Below are 17,416 nucleotides of genomic sequence, written 5' to 3'. Positions count from 1 at the left end.
CTCAATTATAGTAACTTTTTATTTAACTATTTCGATTAGAGTGTATATTTTTTTATAAAGTTTCACTACCTGCCTATTTCATCAAAGAATCACGCATTATTGTCTGTAAAAAACGTAAATCGTTTCGTCAATTCATCAAGGAGTTAAGCATTATAGATCTTTTTCTTTGGGATAATGGCGGACCCGCATCAGGAAACGGGCAGTACCGTTCCCTTATTTCTGCTCGTTGAATACGAACGTCTCAACCGACTACCGGTTTATTGGTCAATTCGTACGTTAACTATTGTCACGAAAGCAGGTCTTGTGCCCTGCTTATGCAGGTTGGTTAGCACAGAGTAATGTGTCTATCTAATCAGTGATGATAGTAAAACATAAACCGATTGAGACTTATGCTGGCCATGAATTACCGAGGCCCACAACGGGTTCGTATCGACCAAAAACCTTATCCTGAAATAAAGCATCCTCAGGATGCTATCGTGCGCGTAACTCGCTCCTGTATTTGTGGGTCGGATCTTCATCTCTATAACGGCAACGTGCCGGATACCCGCGTTGGTATGACCTTCGGACATGAGTTTACGGGCATTGTCGAAGAAATAGGTCCCGAAGTACAGAAGCTCAAAGTCGGTGATCATGTACTTGTCCCGTTCAACATTGCCTGCGGAAAGTGTGCCTTTTGTCAGCAGGGTCTGTACGGCAATTGTCATGAATCAAATACGCAAGCTTCAGCAGTCGGCGGAATTTTTGGTTATTCGCACACCGCTGGCGGATACGATGGCGGACAAGCTGAATACGTACGCGTTCCTTATGCAGACGTTAGCCCTACCGTTATTCCCCCAGGCATGGACCCGGACGATGCGGTTATGTTGACCGATGTGGTGCCGACTGGCTACCAGGCCGCTGAAATGGCAGGTATTCAGCCCGGTGATACTGTAGTTGTTTTTGGAGCAGGTCCGGTAGGTATAATGGCTGCCCGATGTGCTTGGTTGTTTGGGGCCGGTCGGGTTATCGTACTCGATCATGTAGAGTACAGACTGGAGTTCGTTCGGGATTATGCGCCCTGTGAAGCGTATAACTTTAAAGAAATGGACGATCCCGTGGTGTTTATCAAAAAAACGACCGACTGGATGGGGGCCGATGTGTGCATCGATGCCGTCGGTGCCGAAGCCGCAGGAAGTCCATTACAGACCATTACCGGACGTAAGCTGCTGATACAGGCGGGTTCGGCCACTGCGCTCCACTGGGCCATCAATTCGGTTAAAAAAGGAGGTATAGTTTCGGTTGTGGGCGTGTACGGCCCTACTGACAACTTGGTTCCGATTGGCAATGTGGTCAACAAAGGCATTACGATCCGGGCGAACCAGGCTTCGGTAAAGCGCCTTCTGCCGCGTTTGATTGAACACGTGCAGAACGGAGTTATTAACCCGAAAGCACTGATCACGCACCGCGTTCCGCTGGAAGAGGTTGCCGATGCTTATCGCATTTTTTCCGATAAGCTGGACAATTGCATCAAACCCGTTCTCATTCCACCTTCAGCCAGATAATCAGGAAAGCATTATGGAAAACAAAGATTATTCGCATATTCCAGGTTGGGGAATAGACATCGATCCCAAGAACAATCCAACGTATCCGATTAAGCACCGCACCGATGCCGAACATAAAGGATACAGCTGGGAGCGTCCGCCCCAGCAACCGGTTGATATAGAAGTGTTACGCTCCATTGAGCGCCCGAACGTTAGCGCGGTTTTTGGAACATCGGTTCCGCCCTCAGGCTTAAGCGGACAGATCCGGCGGTACGCATTTCGCAGCAGTGAATCCGAATACGGTCATTGGCTACCTTTGATACTAGCTGATCGCATCGGTGCCGTAGAAGGGGTCATTGACGATTTGAAAAAGGGGCACATCCCTAACATCTTCGCCGAAAGGGGCTGGAAAGCACAATGGCAGCACAACCGGAAAGGATTAGTCCAAAAAATCCTGATCGGAGCAGTGATAACTACCGCTGTTGTTGCCCTGCTGTCGAGAAAAAATGATTCCCAAGAGGACTAACCGCATTTGTAGACACACGCTTCAAACCTGAAAGCAGACATTGTTACAATCTGACGCTATAACCATCTGGCTTCAGATTGTAACATTTTTTTTAGCCAGCTGCATTTTCAAGTCGGTTTTGCAGAGGCCACAAAACTGCCTGAATAGCTGATACCCTGACTTTTATGTAGGTAGTCTCTCAATACACCAGGAAACAAACGTATTGCGTAACTGGCTGCGTGAAACAGTACAGGCTAAAGGGCGGTTTTCATTATTTCGCCCTAGACATATGGAAGTTAAACCACCTAACACCAGTTTTTCGGCTAGTCGTTCCGATACCACCGTTGCCGAACCAATCAATGAACTACCCCGGTCGGTCCTCCGGCCAAATACCTATCTGCTGCTTGATGGGGAATGGAAATTTGCTCTGGACCCTGAAGATAAAGGCTTACACGAACGGTGGTATGTTCGCTACTCGTTCGACGGAACCGCGCATTGGCCTGGTTCCATCGAGGCTCACATGGCGCAGGCAAAAGGACAAAATACACCAAGCACCTGGCAGGATAAGGTGGTAGCCTGGTACGAACGGGAGTTTTCGTTGCCTAACCGCAGCGAACCGCTTTCCCGCTCGATGATCCAACTCACCTTTGGGGCTTGTGGCTACGAAACCCGCGTTTGGCTCAATGGACACCCGCTTAAAACCATCGAGGACGAAGAGATCCATTTGGGCGAATACACCTCGTTTTCATACGAGCTTCCCGAAGAGTGTTTACGGCAGCACAACCGGCTGACGGTTCGCATTGCGGACACGATGGACGCTGAGATCCCACGGGGAAAGCAGGAGTCGCACGTCTACAAACGCGGTGGTATCTGGTACCAGACGTACACGGGGGCTGTTCGGAGTGTTTGGCTCGAAACCGTCGAACGGAACCGGCTCCGTTCGCGGGTGGGTGTGGTTAGTGTCGTCGAAGATCGGCTGGTTCGGTTCAGCGTCCTGACGCGCATCCATGACCCTGGCGATTACACACTCCGGCTACAAGCGTTCGATCTGCAAGAAACCGAACTACTGGCTACCTCTGATTATCCATTGCGGTTAGAGGCCGGTCAAAAACAGCAGCGGGTAGTGCTTGACATGGAAGGTGCCGAGTTATGGTCGCCCGAATCGCCAACGCGGTACAAACTGGTGGCTCAGTTGATTAACTCAGAAGGGTACGTCGCCCAGATTGAAACCGAATTTGGCTTACGGAAAATCGAAGCCCGTGGCCGTTATATTTACCTGAACAACAAGCCTATCTACCTGGACGGTATTCTCTACCAGCCGGGTACGGCTACGTACGAGGAAATGCAGCGGCACATGCTGGCTATGAAAGAGCTGGGCTGCAATCTGGTACGGGTTCACATTGCCGGTGTTGATCCCCGGATTTACAACCTGGCGGATAAGCTAGGGTTGCTACTTTGGGTCGAGGTGCCAAGTCCTCATAGTTCAACCACGCGAAGTCGTCAAAACCACCGGGCTGAGCTTTTGCGCATGGTCTCTTTGATCAGTACGCATCCGTCGGTTGTCATCTGGAGTCTTTACAATGAAGACTGGGGAGCGCAGGACATTGCCGTCAACCCTGAAACGCGGCAGTACATCATGGACATGTACCATTTCATGCAAATCGCTTATCCACAATACCTGGTAGTCGACAACGATGGATGGCATCATATCTCGTATGAGGGGCGCTTGAAATCCGATTTGCTGACCGCTCACCTTTACACCCCTGATTTGACGCGTTGGCGCGAGTTGCTTGGTCGTTTGACGGCGGGTGAACTTATTGGTGTGGCCGCTTTTCCGCTGGTAGTTGGCGATCCTTTTTTCTACCGTCGGCAGGTACCTTTATTGGTGAGCGAATGGGGTGGCTTTGGCTTTGCCGACTACGGTGGCCCCAACGAATCGGAAGATCGGGCAGAGCGTATTCGACAATTCAAAGAAGAACTACGCAAGCATCCCGTTGCGGGTGATATTTACACGCAGGCAACGAATATTGAAGATGAACGAAACGGATTGATTGATCCGCAGACGGGCGAGTTGACGGTTCCCGCTGGTCTGCTCAATTCGCGGAATACACATCAAATAACAACGCAGCCGACACCCTAGTTGAGCAACGAGATAACAACTATCAAAGCGATGAAAAACTTGCTCTTATTTTTGCCGTTGATGGCTATTGGGTTGGCTGTCAACGGCCAAACTAAACCGGCGGCTACTCCGCAAGCGGTTATTTCCGTCATTGAAGGAATTACCGCTAAGCAATTTCAGCCCGACACTGCTTTTGCGGCTTTGACAGAAGAGGACGAAACGTTGCTTACCAAGGAGCCTATAGCTAACTGGGGGCTGGCTCAGGAATCGGGCAATATGGTTTATTACAACCTGATCATCGGTACCCGATCTTATCAACTGCTTATTGTTCGTCTACCCAAAGCTTCTTTACCAACGGCTACGTTGCTCCGGTTCACCAATCCAAAATCGAAACCTGAGCCGATTGCTCGTGGCACGCTAAAGCCAAAAGAGGAAAAACCCAAGCAGGAACCTAAATCTTGAGAAGGTTCTAACAATTTTTTTACGCATAAAAGTCAAAAGCCTCTGCTTTGCTGCTCTGTTTTAAGTCAGCAAGACAGAGGTTTTTTAGTTTCTACAGAGGCTAGCAGTAGTATATTTACGTATTGATTGTTAAAAGAAAACAATAATATAAATTTATATTATATTCGTACTGTAAACTATTTATATACAATTCAAGAAATAATAGTAGTTAATAGTGACTATTGAATTAAGTCATCGTCTTGGTATATGTATGGGAAATAGCGTAAGTACTTAGCGGAAGGCATTCACACAGCGTGCGTCCAACCTATTCATAGTCTTACTGGACTGTAGGCTATGTGCATAACGGTATTAGCCAGACGTTTCTTTAATCTATCCATTTTTAATGTTTTCCAGCTTCAATATGTTACGGCAATTTATCCCCGGTGCTTTAAAAAAGCCCATAAAAAGAACTTATACGAGTGTTGTCGATTACAGCGAGCTACTTTTTGGCTTACGAGACAGACTAACTCCTCCCCGCTCCAAGATATTTATCGGAGCGGGCGACTTCCGGGTCGTTGGTCAGGAATTCAAACAGCATTTTATTCAACTGGGTGGTTTGAAACCTAACGAATCTGTTCTCGACGTAGGGTGTGGCATTGGTAGAATGGCTGTTCCCTTAACCGACTACCTAACGTCGCCAGGAAGTTATGAGGGTTTTGATATTGTCAGTCAGGGTATCGACTGGTGCCAGCGAATGATTACTCCCCGTTTTCCCAATTTTCATTTTCAATTGGCTGATGTGTACAACAGTCATTACCATCCGAGTGGACAGTATCAAGCGCATGAATATCGGTTTCCGTTCGAAGACAACCACTTTGATTTCGTTTTTTTGACGTCTGTGTTCACACACATGCCTGTCCGGGAGACTGCTCATTACATTGCAGAAATCAGTCGCGTGCTTAAACCCAGTGGTCGCTGCTTCGCTACGTTCTTTCTGCTCAACGAGGAGTCGCGCAGACTCATGGCAGAAAAAACAAGTCAATACAATTTCCAGTACGAATTAGAGGGCCGTTATATTTTTAACCCGTTGGATCCGGATCTGGGTACGGCCTTTGATGAGTCCTGGGTAACAGACACCTTAAATCAGCATGGGTTATCTGCTCGTACCTCGATCTATCCCGGTCGTTGGTGTGGTCGAAAAGATGCCACTACCTTCCAAGACATTGTCGTAGCCTATAAACGCTAAGGCTGTCTAAACAACTTGCTACCTACCAAACGGTTGCCACATCGAATCCAAGACGCTGATCGATGTAGCAACCGTTTGCTTTTCTAAAAATACTGCGAGTAGATCAGTAGGTTTGGCTTCGGAATTACCGTACCCTAAAACAATCAACTAGTAGATGATAATTTGTTGCTTTTTGTACTGCAATAAACGACATACGGATTAGTGCCACCGTTCTGAATCGTTATGGGTCCTGCGCTCTTGACTATAGCAAGAACAAAGGAACAGTTCAGCGATTTAAAAATAGGCATGAGCGTATCTGCAATCCGTTTGGTGAACAATCTCCATACCATAATTTACCATGATGACGGGTCGGAATTTGTCTTTTACATTAGCCGGATTACTGGTTAGCTTTTCATGCTTGGCGCAGGTCCTTTCTTCAACAACATCCGATTCGTTACTTACCTACCTGCGTACGCACGCATCAACTGATACGACTTACGTCCGGGTAATGGACAAGGTGATTTATACCCGAATTTACCAGAAAGCGGATTATGCCCGCGCCGATTCGATGAGCAGGCAAATGGCCGACGTAGCCAACCGACTCAACGACTGGTTTGGGGTTGTGCGTGCGTATCGAAACCGAGGAATGGTGAGTTACCTGACTGCAAACTATGAACAGGCACTCGGCCATTTTAAGAAAACCCTGGACGTTGCTGAGCAGCACAACCTACCTCCTTCTGTTATTTACGGTGCGCTGAGTAACGTTGCTGTGGGTTACGAGAAGGTTGGCAACGACCCAATGGTTCTGCAAACGGCGTTAAAGGCTATTCAGCTACAGGAACAGTACAATTTGCGGCCACGCGTACCGACAACCCACCGACTCGTAGGGGGTACACTCGTCAAGCTGGGGAAAATACAGCAGGCACTTCCTTACTATCGCGAAGCCGGCGTGATATTTCGTGAAAATGGTGATCTGCGCGGTATCGCCATTTTCGAAAATCAGTTGGGTGATCTGTACAACGATATCAAACAACCGCAGCGGGCGTTACCTCATTTCCAGGAATGCTTAAAGCTAGGCAAACAGCTTCATTTTGAGCTGCTTCAGTTTGATGCGCTCGATGGGTTAGCTACCTCGCTACGGATGCTCAATAAACCCGGTGAAGGATTACCCTACGCGCAGCGAGCTTTACAAATTGCCCAAAAAGAGCATAATAAGCTGGCCATTAGCACGATTTACGCGACAATAGCCACGCTGTATCAGGCAAAAAAAGAATACATTCAGGCCGAGGACTACCTGAAAAAAGCGTTGGCACTAGCCGAAGAAAACGATTACAAAGACGAACGAAAGAAGTTCGTCCAGCAGATGGCGGATTTGTACGGTGAACAAAACAAATACCATCTCGCCTACGCGTTCCAGCTCAGGAAAAATAAACAGGTCGATTCCGCCACTACGGTGCGGACCAACGCCGAAGTACAGCGATTGGTTGCCAAGTACGAAACCGAAAAAAAAGAAGCGCAGATTAAACTACTCCAACAGGAGACGCTGCTAAGACGTCAGGAAGCCGAGCGGACCCGATTCATGCTTATTGGCAGTGTTTTACTATTGCTGCTGGGTGTTGCCGCCAGTGCCTGGTTACTGAACCGATCTAAACTTCGTCGGCTCGAAGAAGCACAGACGCTTCGTAAGCAGATTGCTCATGATCTCCACGATGAAGTCGGAAGTACATTGAGTAGTATTTCGCTGCTCAGCGGCATGGTTAATGGGCTTATTGCCCAAAATCGACCGGAACAGGTCGAACGGGCTATCCAGAAAATTAATACGGACGCCCGGCAGATTCTGGAATCAATCGATGAAATTATCTGGACCATCAACCCAGGTAACGACTCGCTGCACCGTATCGCGCTGCGGCTTCAGGAGTACGCCCAGCCACTGATGGAGTCCAAAGGCATCGAGTTCCGCTTTACGGTCGATGCCTCACTTGACCAGTTCCCCGTTCCCATGGAAGTGCGTCGCAATCTGTACCTGATTGGCAAAGAAGCCATTAATAATCTGATTAAATATTCGCAGGCGACGCAGGCTGTTTTACGCTTTGAGTACCAGAACGAGCAGCTAAAAATCCTGATCGAAGACAATGGGAAAGGGTTTGAGCCAGACCCTTCGAGTCAGCGAACGGGCCAGACCAGTATGCACCAACGGGCGCAGGCTATCGGCGGTCACTTGGCCGTCCAATCGGCACCCGGTCAGGGAACGCGGCTACAACTGGTGGTTAACCCGTGACAGTCATACATTTATCCGATTCACCCAAGTGGATTGACTCGTTACATTTGTTCACCTTTACCGGACTCCCTGCACCATGATTCGCATCTCGATTTTCGATGACAACAATTCGCTGCGCGAAACGCTCGCTCTGATTTTCGATACGACCGACGATTTAATCACGGTGGGTCAATACGCTGATGCACTTGATGTGGTTGCGAATGTCCGGTACAATCAGCCCGATGTCATTTTGATGGATATCGATATGCCCGGACGAACGGGTATTGAAGCGGTACAACTGATTCGTAAAAGCCTACCGGAAGGACGCGTCCCGAAGATTTTAATGTTAACGGTTTTTGACGATGTCGAACGAATCTTCGCGGCAATCTCGGCAGGTGCTGTAGGGTATCTTCTCAAAAAAACACCGGCAGACAAAATTATCGATGCTATTCGCGAAGTAATGTCAGGGGGAGCCGCCATGACGCCCTCCATTGCCTTGAAAGTACTGGGCGCTTTTCAGCAGTCGGGTACTGCCTCACCGGACTCCTTTTTACTGACGGATAAAGAAAAGGAAGTGCTGCACCGATTGGTGGAAGGTGATAGCTATAAACTGATTGCCCACCACTGTCACATCAGCATGGGTACGGTCCGGACGCACATTGTCAACATTTATGAAAAGCTGCACGTCAATTCTAAGTCCGAAGCCGTTGCCAAAGCGTTAAAAACCGGACTCTTCAAATAAGTGTCCGCGAGTTAATTGGCTCATTGAATAACCCCAGCTCATGAATCCTGTTCACCTGTCGACCCTAGTGCTATATTGCGCGATGTTGTTAGCCTGTCAGCCGAAACCAGATTCATCATCCCGTACGGATTCGACAGATGTAACAGAAAATAAGGGTACCGTTAACGGCTCCAACGACTTCCTGATCGTTCCGGGTGAACGGGTTGGCCCTGTTACCGCCACGACGTCGGAAGCGGATTTGCTCAAGCGTCTGGGTTCGTCGGTTGCTACGGCAGGTGACACCTTGTACGGTCCAGAGGGAGACACATTTCTGGGGACCGTGCTGTATAAGGGTACTCCCGACGAAGTACAGATTACGTATAACGACGAAAAACGCACGCAACCGGAAGCAATCACGATTCGTCCTCAACTGCTTGACGATGAAGGAAACCCTATTAAGAATCTGGCTCCTTCCCGCTGGACAACAGCTGATGGATTGCGCATTGGTACAACACTCAAAGCACTAGAAAAGCGTAACGGTAAGCCATTCAAGCTATGGGGATTCGGTTGGGACTACGGCGGAGCACTATCTGACTGGCAGGGCGGCAAAATGGCTCGTTTAACCAATAATCGATCCACGCTATCCCTATCCCTGGGTCCTCCGCTTACCCGCACGCCCGCTCAGGAAAAAGCGTATAATAAGCTAATGGGTGATGGAGAATTTTTGTCGTCATCGGCTGATTTGCAACTGCTCAATCCCATTGTCGAGGTAATTCGTATTGAGTTTAGTCGATAACAATCGTTTGTGCCCAGGGATGACTACTTCTGACCTTCGACCGATCTTGAACCGAGTTGCTGAGCATACTCTTGATATCACCGAAGCTCGTCGCCAGCTACTCCTTCAGAACTCGTCTTTTCTATACCGACTCAAAAGCCTAATAACCTGGGTTGTTTTATCCTGTTTTCTGTTGACAGGCTTGTTTCTGATCCGTCATGCTTATCGGGTAACTACAAGCCAGCGGGCAATCGCCAGTCAGAGTCGCGAAACAAGTGGAACCGTCGTTCGGCTAGTTCCAAGAACACGGAAACGAACGGGAAATCGACTAATGGCCCCTGTCGTAACCTATCAGATCAACGGAAATCAGTATTCGTTCGAGAGCGACATTGCCTCAAGCCCACCCGCCTATCGTATCGGAGATACGGTAACGGTTCAGTACGACCCGGAGCAGCCCGAAAAAGCCACAATTAAATCGTTCTGGTCCAGTTGGTTACCCATGCTTCTGTTTGGCGGGTTTGGTAGCCTTGTAACCCTAATTAGCGTAATCGGTGTAGTAACACTAGTACGTAGCAAAACCCGGCAAATCAAGTTTGCTCCGGAAATGCTGCATCAACGACTGGATCAGGTAGCGACGGGTGCGATCTCCGTTGACGACGCGATTCGATACCTGTTACCCGATCAAGCAGTAACGACTGCTGATACGTCGTCTTCGAGAGGTTGGCGGCTGTTTTTGGGAGCCTTTTTACTGGTTATTATTTATTTCAGTCTGAAACAGGCCAGTACGTCATGGCGACTGCTTGTTCACGGTCAACGAACAACAGGAAAAGTTGTTGCTTTGATTCGCAGTACAAGAGGAAGTGCCAAAGCACCCGTGTTTCGCTATTCTGTTGACGGAGTTGAGTACGAACGCGTGGGAGCAACCTATTCAAGCCCACCGGCTTACGAAATTGGTGAAATTGTCACTGTTGTCTATGAATCTTCATCACCAGCCGAAGGCGCTATTCAATCGTTTTCGGATCAATGGGGCGGGCCACTGTTTGCAATAGTACTGGCTGGTTTCTTTCTGTTCGTTTTGTTACGTACCAAAACCAAATCAATTCGGTAAAAGAGCTTAATTTGCCACTAGTCGTTCATCGAAGGCGTAAACGGATTGTTCTGATGCGGATTGAAGAAGTAAGCGAAGACACGGTTGAGGAGTGGTTACCACTGGCGCTAGCGCTGTGGCCAGACGATTCAACCGACGAAATGCGGGAGACATTAGACAGCATTATTCAATCGCCCGGTCAAACGGGTTTTCTAGCCCGCAACGAGGGTGGACTAGCCGTTGGGTTTATCAATCTTTCGCTCCGTTCAGATTATGTACCGGGCGCAGACCAAACACCCGTTGCTTACGTAGAAGGCATTTACGTTGCGCCAGATCAGCAACAGCAGGGAATCGGTCGGGCGCTTATTGAGCGGGCCGAACATTGGGCAACGACGCAGGGGTGCAGTGAGTTGGCTTCAGACGTGATGTTGGGCAATGCACTGGGAGAAAACTTTCACAACAAAGTTGGCTTTGAGGAAATAGAACGGGTTATTTTCTTTATTAAAAAGATTCAGTAATAAGCTAATTATCAACGAATTACTAGTTCAGATTGATACCAACGGTTATGCCTAACCAAGGCTTGTGCTGGTAGATCCATAAGGCGCGGTTGCGATCTGTAATCTGTTCAAAACCCAGCGCAAGCCCCGCCGAAAAACTGCGGATACTGATTATCGTTGATACCCCGTAATTGACCCCCAGCGCATAATACTCGTCCTGAACCTGCCCGAGGGTGCTGAACGGATCAACTCGGGCCGAACTGATGCAGAAAAATCCACCCAGACCAACGCTGAACGTCGAGATTTCGGAACGGTGATTCTTTCGAAAATAAATCGTTCGGTAGCGCCCCAGATCGTACCGCCCGCCCATATAAACGCCTACGTTTAGTTTGTCCTCCAACTGGCCCGGTTGATTCGCCGTACTAAATCGGTATTTGAAAGGCATGGTAAATAAGTCTATATCCAGGGCCGTAGTCTGATAGCGAAACCAGGGGCTTTTTTCTTCAATTTTGTTTAGGGTTGGATTGTAATGTAAAAAGAAAATCGCGGACGAATCGGATTGATCGATGGTCTTTGGATCGCTGTCGGATTCGAGCAGTGTTTCGGCCAGAAATTCAACGAACAAGGTGTCGTGTTTTTGATAAAGACCCGCTTTGGCAGGCCGGTGCAGCCGCTTCGTTTGTACGCTTCCTTTTTGCGTATGTGCGTACAAATCCTGATAACGCGGTATCTGAAAAACCTGATTAAGCTGCGTTGTATCGTCGCGCTGCCGGATGCTTGCGCACGAAGAAGCTAGTAGGAAAAGCAACAGAAGGTAGAGCGTTTGTTTCATATACAGCAGAGTGAACCAACCACCGTCTTGCCTGACGGCGAAAGCGTCTTTTCAAGGTGGTTCATTCACTATACCAATTCTCGCTGGAGTTGTTCAGATGGGGTAAATTTAGACACAGACAGTATTACAAAACAGCCTTATTGGGCTTCGAGCCACCGCGCCAACTGTTGACTCAACACGCGCACGCTTGTTTTGTCGTGGTTATAGTAAATATCGCCTTTCGCACTCGTGATCAGCAAAAAGGGGCTTGCCTGTTTATTGACAAACAACCAGACTGCTCGTCCGTCTTTCGTCTTGAAACGCCCTTTTGCATAATCACCTGCCGCGAAGCCATTTGCTTTATAAGCAATCGGAGGGAGTTGATTGACCAGTTTCTGTTTGTAAACGTCGTGCCGGTTCAACACGAATCCGTAAGAACCCGCTATTTCCAACGTTTGCCTGTTTAGAATTAGCTCACTGCTTTTAAGATCCTTGAGGCTACTAATAATCAGCACGACGATCACAAGGACCAGTAGGCCCACCGTCAGATAAGACCCTACTTTCTGCTGGGTAGGCCCTTGGTAGAACGATGTTCCCCGGATTAAAAAATACAGATAAGCGACCAGCGGATAAACGGTCATAAATAAGCTGGCCCAATTGTTATTTTTCAAACTAAGCAGCCAGACACCGCCCAGCAACGATAGCGCCAGCGTAAGGTGAAATCGTTTGAAAAATTTCAGGTAAGCATCAATGGATACGGCTTGCCGATCCTGCTCCGACATCGTGTTATAACCCGCCAGAATGTATTGCGCGTTGCTTTTGGTAACGATAAAACCAAGCGACCCGAAGATGATGGACAAAACACAAGCGACAATGAGCATGACCAATTGGTACTAGTAAAGATTACCCCTTTGTTAAAAGCAGTGTCATGCATGCGAACTACTATGGTTGTGGCTCAATGGCTGCTGCAAGGGCTAATCAGGGCGCTACCTGTACCGAATCGTCGTCAAGAATATCCTGCACGTAGACCATCTTAACAATTACCATGATCATTGCCATAATAGGCGTTGCCAGGGTTAGTCCCAGCAAACCACCGAATGCGCCAATTACCAGCTGAGAGCCAAATACCAAAGCGGGCGGCATGTTGATCATCTTTTTCTGAACCAGTGGCGTGGCTACACTACTCTCAATTGTCTGAACAGAAAGGTATAAAATCAACACGTAAAGTACTTGATCCATACCGTCGAGAGAAGCCAGCAGCAGCGCCGGAAATAGAGCAATAATTGGTCCCAGATTCGGAATAAACGAAATCAGTCCGGCAAATAGAGCCAGTACTCCCGCCAGTCGAACGCCCAGTGCCCACAGACCGATTGCCGTCAGGATGCCGACAACAGCCATTGAAAAAAGCTGACCCAGAAGCCAGCTAACGAGTGTATGGTTCAGCGTATCCAGGATTTCGGCCGTTCGTTTTCTCCCGGCTTTCGGTACCAACAGAATAATTCCATCTCGGTATAGCTTAGGATCAACGACAATAAACGCAGCCATGAATAACACCACGTAGATATTGCTTAGCGCACCGAATGTACCGGACAAAATGCCCGACGCCTGTGCCATCAACTTTGCGCTATTTTGTTGAATCTCTTCAACCGACGGAATATTGCTCAGTAGCTGCTGACCCAGGCTGGAGGATTCCAGTTGATTGCGAACGGCTTCCAAAGCCTGCGGAGCCTGTTGCTTAAACTGAACAATCTGCTCGCTGATTCGGGCGGCTAATAACCAGACCATTCCGCTCAGCAAAGCCAGCACACCCAGGATAACCAGAATCAGGCTAAGCCCTTCTTTCAGACCAATTGTCTCGTGCAGCTTGCGAGCCGCTGCCCGCAGAGGAAGGGCTACCAGTAGAGCCGCGATAAGGAGCAAAAAAACGTCGAAGCTAACGATAAACAAGCTAACGAGCGCTGCAAACAAAATTGTGATACCGACGGCAATAGAGACGCGTTGGCCGAACAGACCATTATCCGAGGGCGATGAGTACTTATCCATAAAAAGCAAAGAAGTGATCGATTGTCAACTATACCTTTGTTAACAATCGATCACCTGGAAAGGATATTTAGTTAGCCGCTGATTCGTTTTCTTGAGACACTTCCGTCAATGGATAACGGAAAATGCCCGCAACAACAGAACCAGCGGCTGGCATTGATTCCGAGTCGACCAGATAAACCCGGCCACCATATTCTTTTGTCTTTTTGGCTGCCTCGTTGATCAGCGAGTAATTCTGAGAAGTTGGCGATTCGTCAATTTGCAGCGTAAAGGCGTCGGAATCGTACGTTCCCCACACGTCTTGGCCCGTCTGAACAAACAACGTATCAACACCACCGCTGAGAGCCGTCAGAATAACGGTTTCGGTATCGCTATCGCCCTGGCCTCTAGAAGTAAAGAGCCCATACTCTTCCTTGCGCGCAAGCCTATCCTGCGAGAAATGAGGTTCCATCAAATCCCAGGCTTCGGCGGCAAGCGCAAGCATGTCATCTGCTGAATAGCTACCAATTAAATGAGGCTCCACGATGTGCGCGTACTTGCTCACCTGTTTGTAAATAGGAATCAGATAGTCGACACCCGCCAGAAGCAACGGCAACGGATTTCGGTTAAGCAACGTATCGATATCCGCACTTAACCGGTGGTAGTACTGTAAAATGGCTACTTTACGGTCTTCGCCCGAACCACTGCCCTGCCCGTGGAACATCGCGCCGGCTTCTCCGAAACCGCTTCGATGCTGTAAGGCTTTCTGATTATCGGCATCCTCAATTTCTTCGGTGTAGGAAGTCGACAAATCGTCTGGCAACTCGATGAGCTGAATAGCCGAGCGGTTGATTTCGAATAAAGAAACTTCCTTTAAGTTGAGCGCCAGCAGATAAAAATGACCGTCGTCATTCAACTCCGGGATAAGCGGCAGCAAATAGGGGCGGCTCCCTACCCAGCAACCTTGCGACTCAATCGGCAGGGGCAGTTTGATAGCTGTGCCTTCGCCATCAAGGATAAAATAAGCCAGCATATCGGACGAGCGCATCCAGAACTCCTGATCGCCGAGCAACTGAACACCTTCAGCCAGAAATGTCTCAGCCGCTGCCGCAGACAGGCCATACTGATCCGTCAGTTGCGTACGAGCTTCGGTCAAAGCATTCTTGAAATTAATCTTATTGGCTTGGTACCCGTCCGTTGACTGGCGATCAGTAGGGGTGTAAATAGATACGCACAGGTTAGCCTGTTTTTGGGCTAGCTGGTTGAATTGATCAATATCAAAAAGAGTCATGATTACAGCGGTTAGTAAAAAAAGAAGTGAACGTTTCGGCATACCCATTCCGCCTTTCAGCAAAAACCAATAGAGCGGCAGACCGGGTAATACACGCGGTTAATCGACGAACTGACGACGTAACTTTTCACCAGCTTCACGCAGACTGCTCGACCAGGATGCGGTTCGGGCTTCGGCAAAAAGATCATTACCCGGTACACCCAGCCGCCAGCGAACCAGCTTATTAGTTTGTGGATTAGAACCGTCTTCACTAAGGTAAAAATCAGCGGCTACTATGTCTTTTCTAAACCGTAACAATCGGTTAAGTTCGCTTTTAACCTGCTCCGCCAACTGAGGACTGCTGTCAAACCCTACGGTCTGTAGATCAATTTTGATCGTGTCAACTGTGCTTTCCATGGTTGCTTAATTAGATTTTAATCTGGTTTTAATCTATATTTTCAACTTAGTAAAGCGTCGGATTGTTAAGAGCAGCTCGATTCAGCTTGTCATTCTTGTGTCTAAGAAAGTAGATTTTGGCTCATTAGAGCCGCGTTTGAAGGTTTTATGGATGTCTCGGTTAAACCAATTTTTTTTTGCCTCACTTATAAAAGCCCGGCCAAATGGTTGACCAGCAGACTATACTTTGAACTTGAATTAAGGCGATTTTAGAAGAGACAAGCACATACAGACGGACACGGATATGAGGATGCTGTGACAGTACAGATCAGAGTTGTTCAGGAAGAAATAAAAGAAGTGCAGGAAGGATAATAAAACCGGCCCAATATGGATTCGGGCAGTAACGAGAAAGAGGCACCAGCTCTGTAAGAGCCACTTGGTTGGTTACGGTATCGAGGGTACAGCCCGGTTCGACACCTCCGCTTGTTCGATTTGGAATACAGTTGCGTTGACCGCAAAAGTTACACTCTCAATACTGGCTCCAGCGAGGCTTTGCTTCCAGTACTTTACTATAGATTGCACAGATTAGCTCGTGAGCCCCTGGCAGATAGCCAGTACTCTGTAAAAACTCATTGACGATTTCACCACCAGTAAACCGGAACGTTTTCTTAAACAGCTTCACCCATTCTTCTTTGGTTCTGGGATGCTGAAAATCTAGCCAGTTTTTGAAGGAGCCATACTCGTGTTGCAATCGTTGTATCGTTATTGCATTGTCAATAGCAGCGTTAATTTTCAACCGATTACGGATTATTCCTGCATCAGCCATTAGGCGCGCCCGGTCCTCTTCGGAATAGGCAGCCACTGTAGCAATGTCAAAATTGTCATACGCTTTCCTGAAACCAGCTTCCTTCTTTAAGATGGTTTCCCAACTAAGACCAGCCTGATTAATTTCCAGGATCAACCTGCCGAACAATTCGTTGTCATCGTCAATCGGGAAACCATACAAATGATCGTGGTAGGCTTTATGTAAAGCCTTTTTTTCGGCCGACATGGATTCAATGGCGCTACAATAAGACATGGTATCTAGAAATGGATAATAGGTTGCAATAAATCGTTCAAACCTGAATACAATCTATGGTGTCGGTTTTATGAACCGAGCGGGCATACCCGATCTCACTACAGACACAAATATAGTACAAGTAAAACATATAGACATAGTAAGGCGCTGCCGTGATTGTTATTTAGAGTGAAATAGAGGCCAAAAAATACCTCCCAGCCAAAACAAATGAACTTTCAGAGTGTTGTATATTACACATGAAATACAAACAACGCTATGAAAATTGCCGTAGAAAAAGGACAAGCTAAATCATTACTGACCGACGGTCAGCAGAACGTAAGTATCACAGACATCGAAGAAGGTTCCAGCGAACATAAGCAAATTCCCTTTTTCGCTGTTCGATTCGAGAACGAAGACGGTTATATTTCACACCGATTTTATCAGTCAGCCGCCGGTATGCCCGCCATCATCGGTTTGTTTGAAGCAGTAGGTATTCAGGTGGAAGAAGGAAAAGAGCTGGATACGAAACAACTGATCGGTAAAGAATTGACCATCGAGGTTGGCGAGCGATCTTATACAGATCCGGAGACGCATAACGAACGGACGCTGAAGCAGGCCGTCAATTTTATCGTCAGCTAACAAACATAGACCCAGTGACACAGGCCGGAATGAAGGATTATTCTTTGTTCCGGCCTGTGTCTTATTGTCGAAAACTT

Annotated in this window: 17 protein-coding genes; 11 read left to right on the top strand and 6 right to left on the bottom strand. The window is 47.9% G+C overall.

Annotated elements, in window-relative coordinates; translation table 11 throughout:
• Positions 1 to 389 precede the first annotated feature (389 nt).
• The 10 genes from LQ777_RS24615 (at position 390) to aac(6') (ending at position 11,168) form a co-directional block, all read left to right on the top strand.
• Positions 390 to 1,541 (top strand): zinc-dependent alcohol dehydrogenase, encoded by a 1,152-nt coding sequence (locus tag LQ777_RS24615; protein ID WP_232563122.1) that lies wholly within the window; start codon positions 390 to 392, stop codon positions 1,539 to 1,541.
• Between the two features lie 13 nt (positions 1,542 to 1,554).
• On the top strand, positions 1,555 to 2,046 hold the full coding sequence (locus LQ777_RS24610; RefSeq protein ID WP_232563121.1) for a hypothetical protein: 492 nt from the start codon (positions 1,555 to 1,557) through the stop codon (positions 2,044 to 2,046).
• A 268-nt stretch (positions 2,047 to 2,314) separates the two neighbouring features.
• Positions 2,315 to 4,165: a glycoside hydrolase family 2 protein gene (locus tag LQ777_RS24605; protein WP_232563120.1), complete on the top strand. Its 1,851-nt coding sequence runs from the start codon at positions 2,315 to 2,317 to the stop codon at positions 4,163 to 4,165.
• A 30-nt stretch (positions 4,166 to 4,195) separates the two neighbouring features.
• Positions 4,196 to 4,606 carry a hypothetical protein gene (locus LQ777_RS24600; protein ID WP_232563119.1) on the top strand — a complete coding sequence of 137 codons (411 nt, stop codon included), beginning with the start codon at positions 4,196 to 4,198 and terminating at the stop codon, positions 4,604 to 4,606.
• A gap of 400 nt (positions 4,607 to 5,006) precedes the next feature.
• Positions 5,007 to 5,831, top strand: a complete 825-nt coding sequence (locus tag LQ777_RS24595; protein WP_232563118.1) for a class I SAM-dependent methyltransferase — start codon at positions 5,007 to 5,009, stop codon at positions 5,829 to 5,831.
• A gap of 337 nt (positions 5,832 to 6,168) precedes the next feature.
• Positions 6,169 to 8,088 carry a tetratricopeptide repeat-containing sensor histidine kinase gene (locus LQ777_RS24590; RefSeq protein ID WP_232563117.1) on the top strand — a complete coding sequence of 640 codons (1,920 nt, stop codon included), beginning with the start codon at positions 6,169 to 6,171 and terminating at the stop codon, positions 8,086 to 8,088.
• A gap of 76 nt (positions 8,089 to 8,164) precedes the next feature.
• Positions 8,165 to 8,809 (top strand): response regulator transcription factor, encoded by a 645-nt coding sequence (locus LQ777_RS24585; protein WP_232563116.1) that lies wholly within the window; start codon positions 8,165 to 8,167, stop codon positions 8,807 to 8,809.
• 40 nt (positions 8,810 to 8,849) lie between these two features.
• Positions 8,850 to 9,584, top strand: coding sequence for a hypothetical protein (locus tag LQ777_RS24580; RefSeq protein WP_232563115.1), 735 nt, complete (start codon positions 8,850 to 8,852; stop codon positions 9,582 to 9,584).
• A 46-nt stretch (positions 9,585 to 9,630) separates the two neighbouring features.
• The gene (locus LQ777_RS24575; protein ID WP_232563114.1) at positions 9,631 to 10,671 is read left to right on the top strand and encodes a DUF3592 domain-containing protein; all 1,041 of its coding nucleotides are present in this window, start codon (positions 9,631 to 9,633) and stop codon (positions 10,669 to 10,671) included.
• A 53-nt stretch (positions 10,672 to 10,724) separates the two neighbouring features.
• Complete coding sequence (gene aac(6') / locus LQ777_RS24570; RefSeq protein ID WP_232563113.1) at positions 10,725 to 11,168, top strand: aminoglycoside 6'-N-acetyltransferase; 444 nt, start codon at positions 10,725 to 10,727, stop codon at positions 11,166 to 11,168.
• A 22-nt stretch (positions 11,169 to 11,190) separates the two neighbouring features.
• Here the strand turns inward: aac(6') and LQ777_RS24565 are convergent, their stop codons facing one another.
• The 6 genes from LQ777_RS24565 to LQ777_RS24540 all read right to left on the bottom strand — a co-directional run bounded on the left by LQ777_RS24565 (position 11,191) and on the right by LQ777_RS24540 (position 16,721).
• Complete coding sequence (locus LQ777_RS24565; RefSeq protein WP_232563112.1) at positions 11,191 to 11,979, bottom strand: hypothetical protein; 789 nt, start codon at positions 11,977 to 11,979, stop codon at positions 11,191 to 11,193.
• Positions 11,980 to 12,116: 137 nt separating this feature from the next.
• On the bottom strand, positions 12,117 to 12,839 hold the full coding sequence (locus tag LQ777_RS24560; protein WP_232563111.1) for a DUF3784 domain-containing protein: 723 nt from the start codon (positions 12,837 to 12,839) through the stop codon (positions 12,117 to 12,119).
• Between the two features lie 97 nt (positions 12,840 to 12,936).
• A complete protein-coding gene (locus tag LQ777_RS24555; RefSeq protein WP_232563110.1) occupies positions 12,937 to 14,001 on the bottom strand; it encodes an AI-2E family transporter in 1,065 nt (354 codons plus the stop codon).
• Positions 14,002 to 14,068: 67 nt separating this feature from the next.
• The gene (locus LQ777_RS24550) at positions 14,069 to 15,268 is read right to left on the bottom strand and encodes a baeRF7 domain-containing protein (RefSeq protein ID WP_232563109.1); all 1,200 of its coding nucleotides are present in this window, start codon (positions 15,266 to 15,268) and stop codon (positions 14,069 to 14,071) included.
• 99 nt (positions 15,269 to 15,367) lie between these two features.
• Positions 15,368 to 15,664, bottom strand: coding sequence for an HPF/RaiA family ribosome-associated protein (locus tag LQ777_RS24545; protein WP_232563108.1), 297 nt, complete (start codon positions 15,662 to 15,664; stop codon positions 15,368 to 15,370).
• 508 nt (positions 15,665 to 16,172) lie between these two features.
• Positions 16,173 to 16,721, bottom strand: a complete 549-nt coding sequence (locus tag LQ777_RS24540) for a DNA-3-methyladenine glycosylase I (RefSeq protein ID WP_232563107.1) — start codon at positions 16,719 to 16,721, stop codon at positions 16,173 to 16,175.
• Positions 16,722 to 16,976: 255 nt separating this feature from the next.
• Here LQ777_RS24540 and LQ777_RS24535 point away from each other — a divergent pair, with 255 nt between their 5' ends.
• On the top strand, positions 16,977 to 17,339 hold the full coding sequence (locus LQ777_RS24535) for a hypothetical protein (protein ID WP_232563106.1): 363 nt from the start codon (positions 16,977 to 16,979) through the stop codon (positions 17,337 to 17,339).
• The last annotated feature ends 77 nt before the right edge of the window (positions 17,340 to 17,416 follow it).

Origin of the sequence: Spirosoma oryzicola (assembly GCF_021233055.1) — a bacterium.
GTDB lineage: Bacteria > Bacteroidota > Bacteroidia > Cytophagales > Spirosomataceae > Spirosoma > Spirosoma oryzicola.
This window is presented reverse-complemented; position numbering and strand designations above follow the sequence as displayed.

Excerpts from the sequence above, each read along its gene's own strand:
- LQ777_RS24615 (WP_232563122.1), top strand. The coding sequence starts at position 390 with ATGCTGGCCATGAATTACCGAGGCCCACAACGGGTTCGTATCGACCAA.
- LQ777_RS24610 (WP_232563121.1), top strand. The coding sequence starts at position 1,555 with ATGGAAAACAAAGATTATTCGCATATTCCAGGTTGGGGAATAGACATC.
- LQ777_RS24605 (WP_232563120.1), top strand. The coding sequence starts at position 2,315 with ATGGAAGTTAAACCACCTAACACCAGTTTTTCGGCTAGTCGTTCCGAT.
- LQ777_RS24600 (WP_232563119.1), top strand. The coding sequence starts at position 4,196 with ATGAAAAACTTGCTCTTATTTTTGCCGTTGATGGCTATTGGGTTGGCT.
- LQ777_RS24595 (WP_232563118.1), top strand. The coding sequence starts at position 5,007 with ATGTTACGGCAATTTATCCCCGGTGCTTTAAAAAAGCCCATAAAAAGA.
- LQ777_RS24590 (WP_232563117.1), top strand. The coding sequence starts at position 6,169 with ATGATGACGGGTCGGAATTTGTCTTTTACATTAGCCGGATTACTGGTT.
- LQ777_RS24585 (WP_232563116.1), top strand. The coding sequence starts at position 8,165 with ATGATTCGCATCTCGATTTTCGATGACAACAATTCGCTGCGCGAAACG.
- LQ777_RS24580 (WP_232563115.1), top strand. The coding sequence starts at position 8,850 with ATGAATCCTGTTCACCTGTCGACCCTAGTGCTATATTGCGCGATGTTG.
- LQ777_RS24565 (WP_232563112.1), bottom strand. The coding sequence starts at position 11,979 with ATGAAACAAACGCTCTACCTTCTGTTGCTTTTCCTACTAGCTTCTTCG.
- LQ777_RS24560 (WP_232563111.1), bottom strand. The coding sequence starts at position 12,839 with ATGCTCATTGTCGCTTGTGTTTTGTCCATCATCTTCGGGTCGCTTGGT.
- LQ777_RS24555 (WP_232563110.1), bottom strand. The coding sequence starts at position 14,001 with ATGGATAAGTACTCATCGCCCTCGGATAATGGTCTGTTCGGCCAACGC.
- LQ777_RS24550 (WP_232563109.1), bottom strand. The coding sequence starts at position 15,268 with ATGACTCTTTTTGATATTGATCAATTCAACCAGCTAGCCCAAAAACAG.
- LQ777_RS24545 (WP_232563108.1), bottom strand. The coding sequence starts at position 15,664 with ATGGAAAGCACAGTTGACACGATCAAAATTGATCTACAGACCGTAGGG.
- LQ777_RS24540 (WP_232563107.1), bottom strand. The coding sequence starts at position 16,721 with ATGTCTTATTGTAGCGCCATTGAATCCATGTCGGCCGAAAAAAAGGCT.
- LQ777_RS24535 (WP_232563106.1), top strand. The coding sequence starts at position 16,977 with ATGAAAATTGCCGTAGAAAAAGGACAAGCTAAATCATTACTGACCGAC.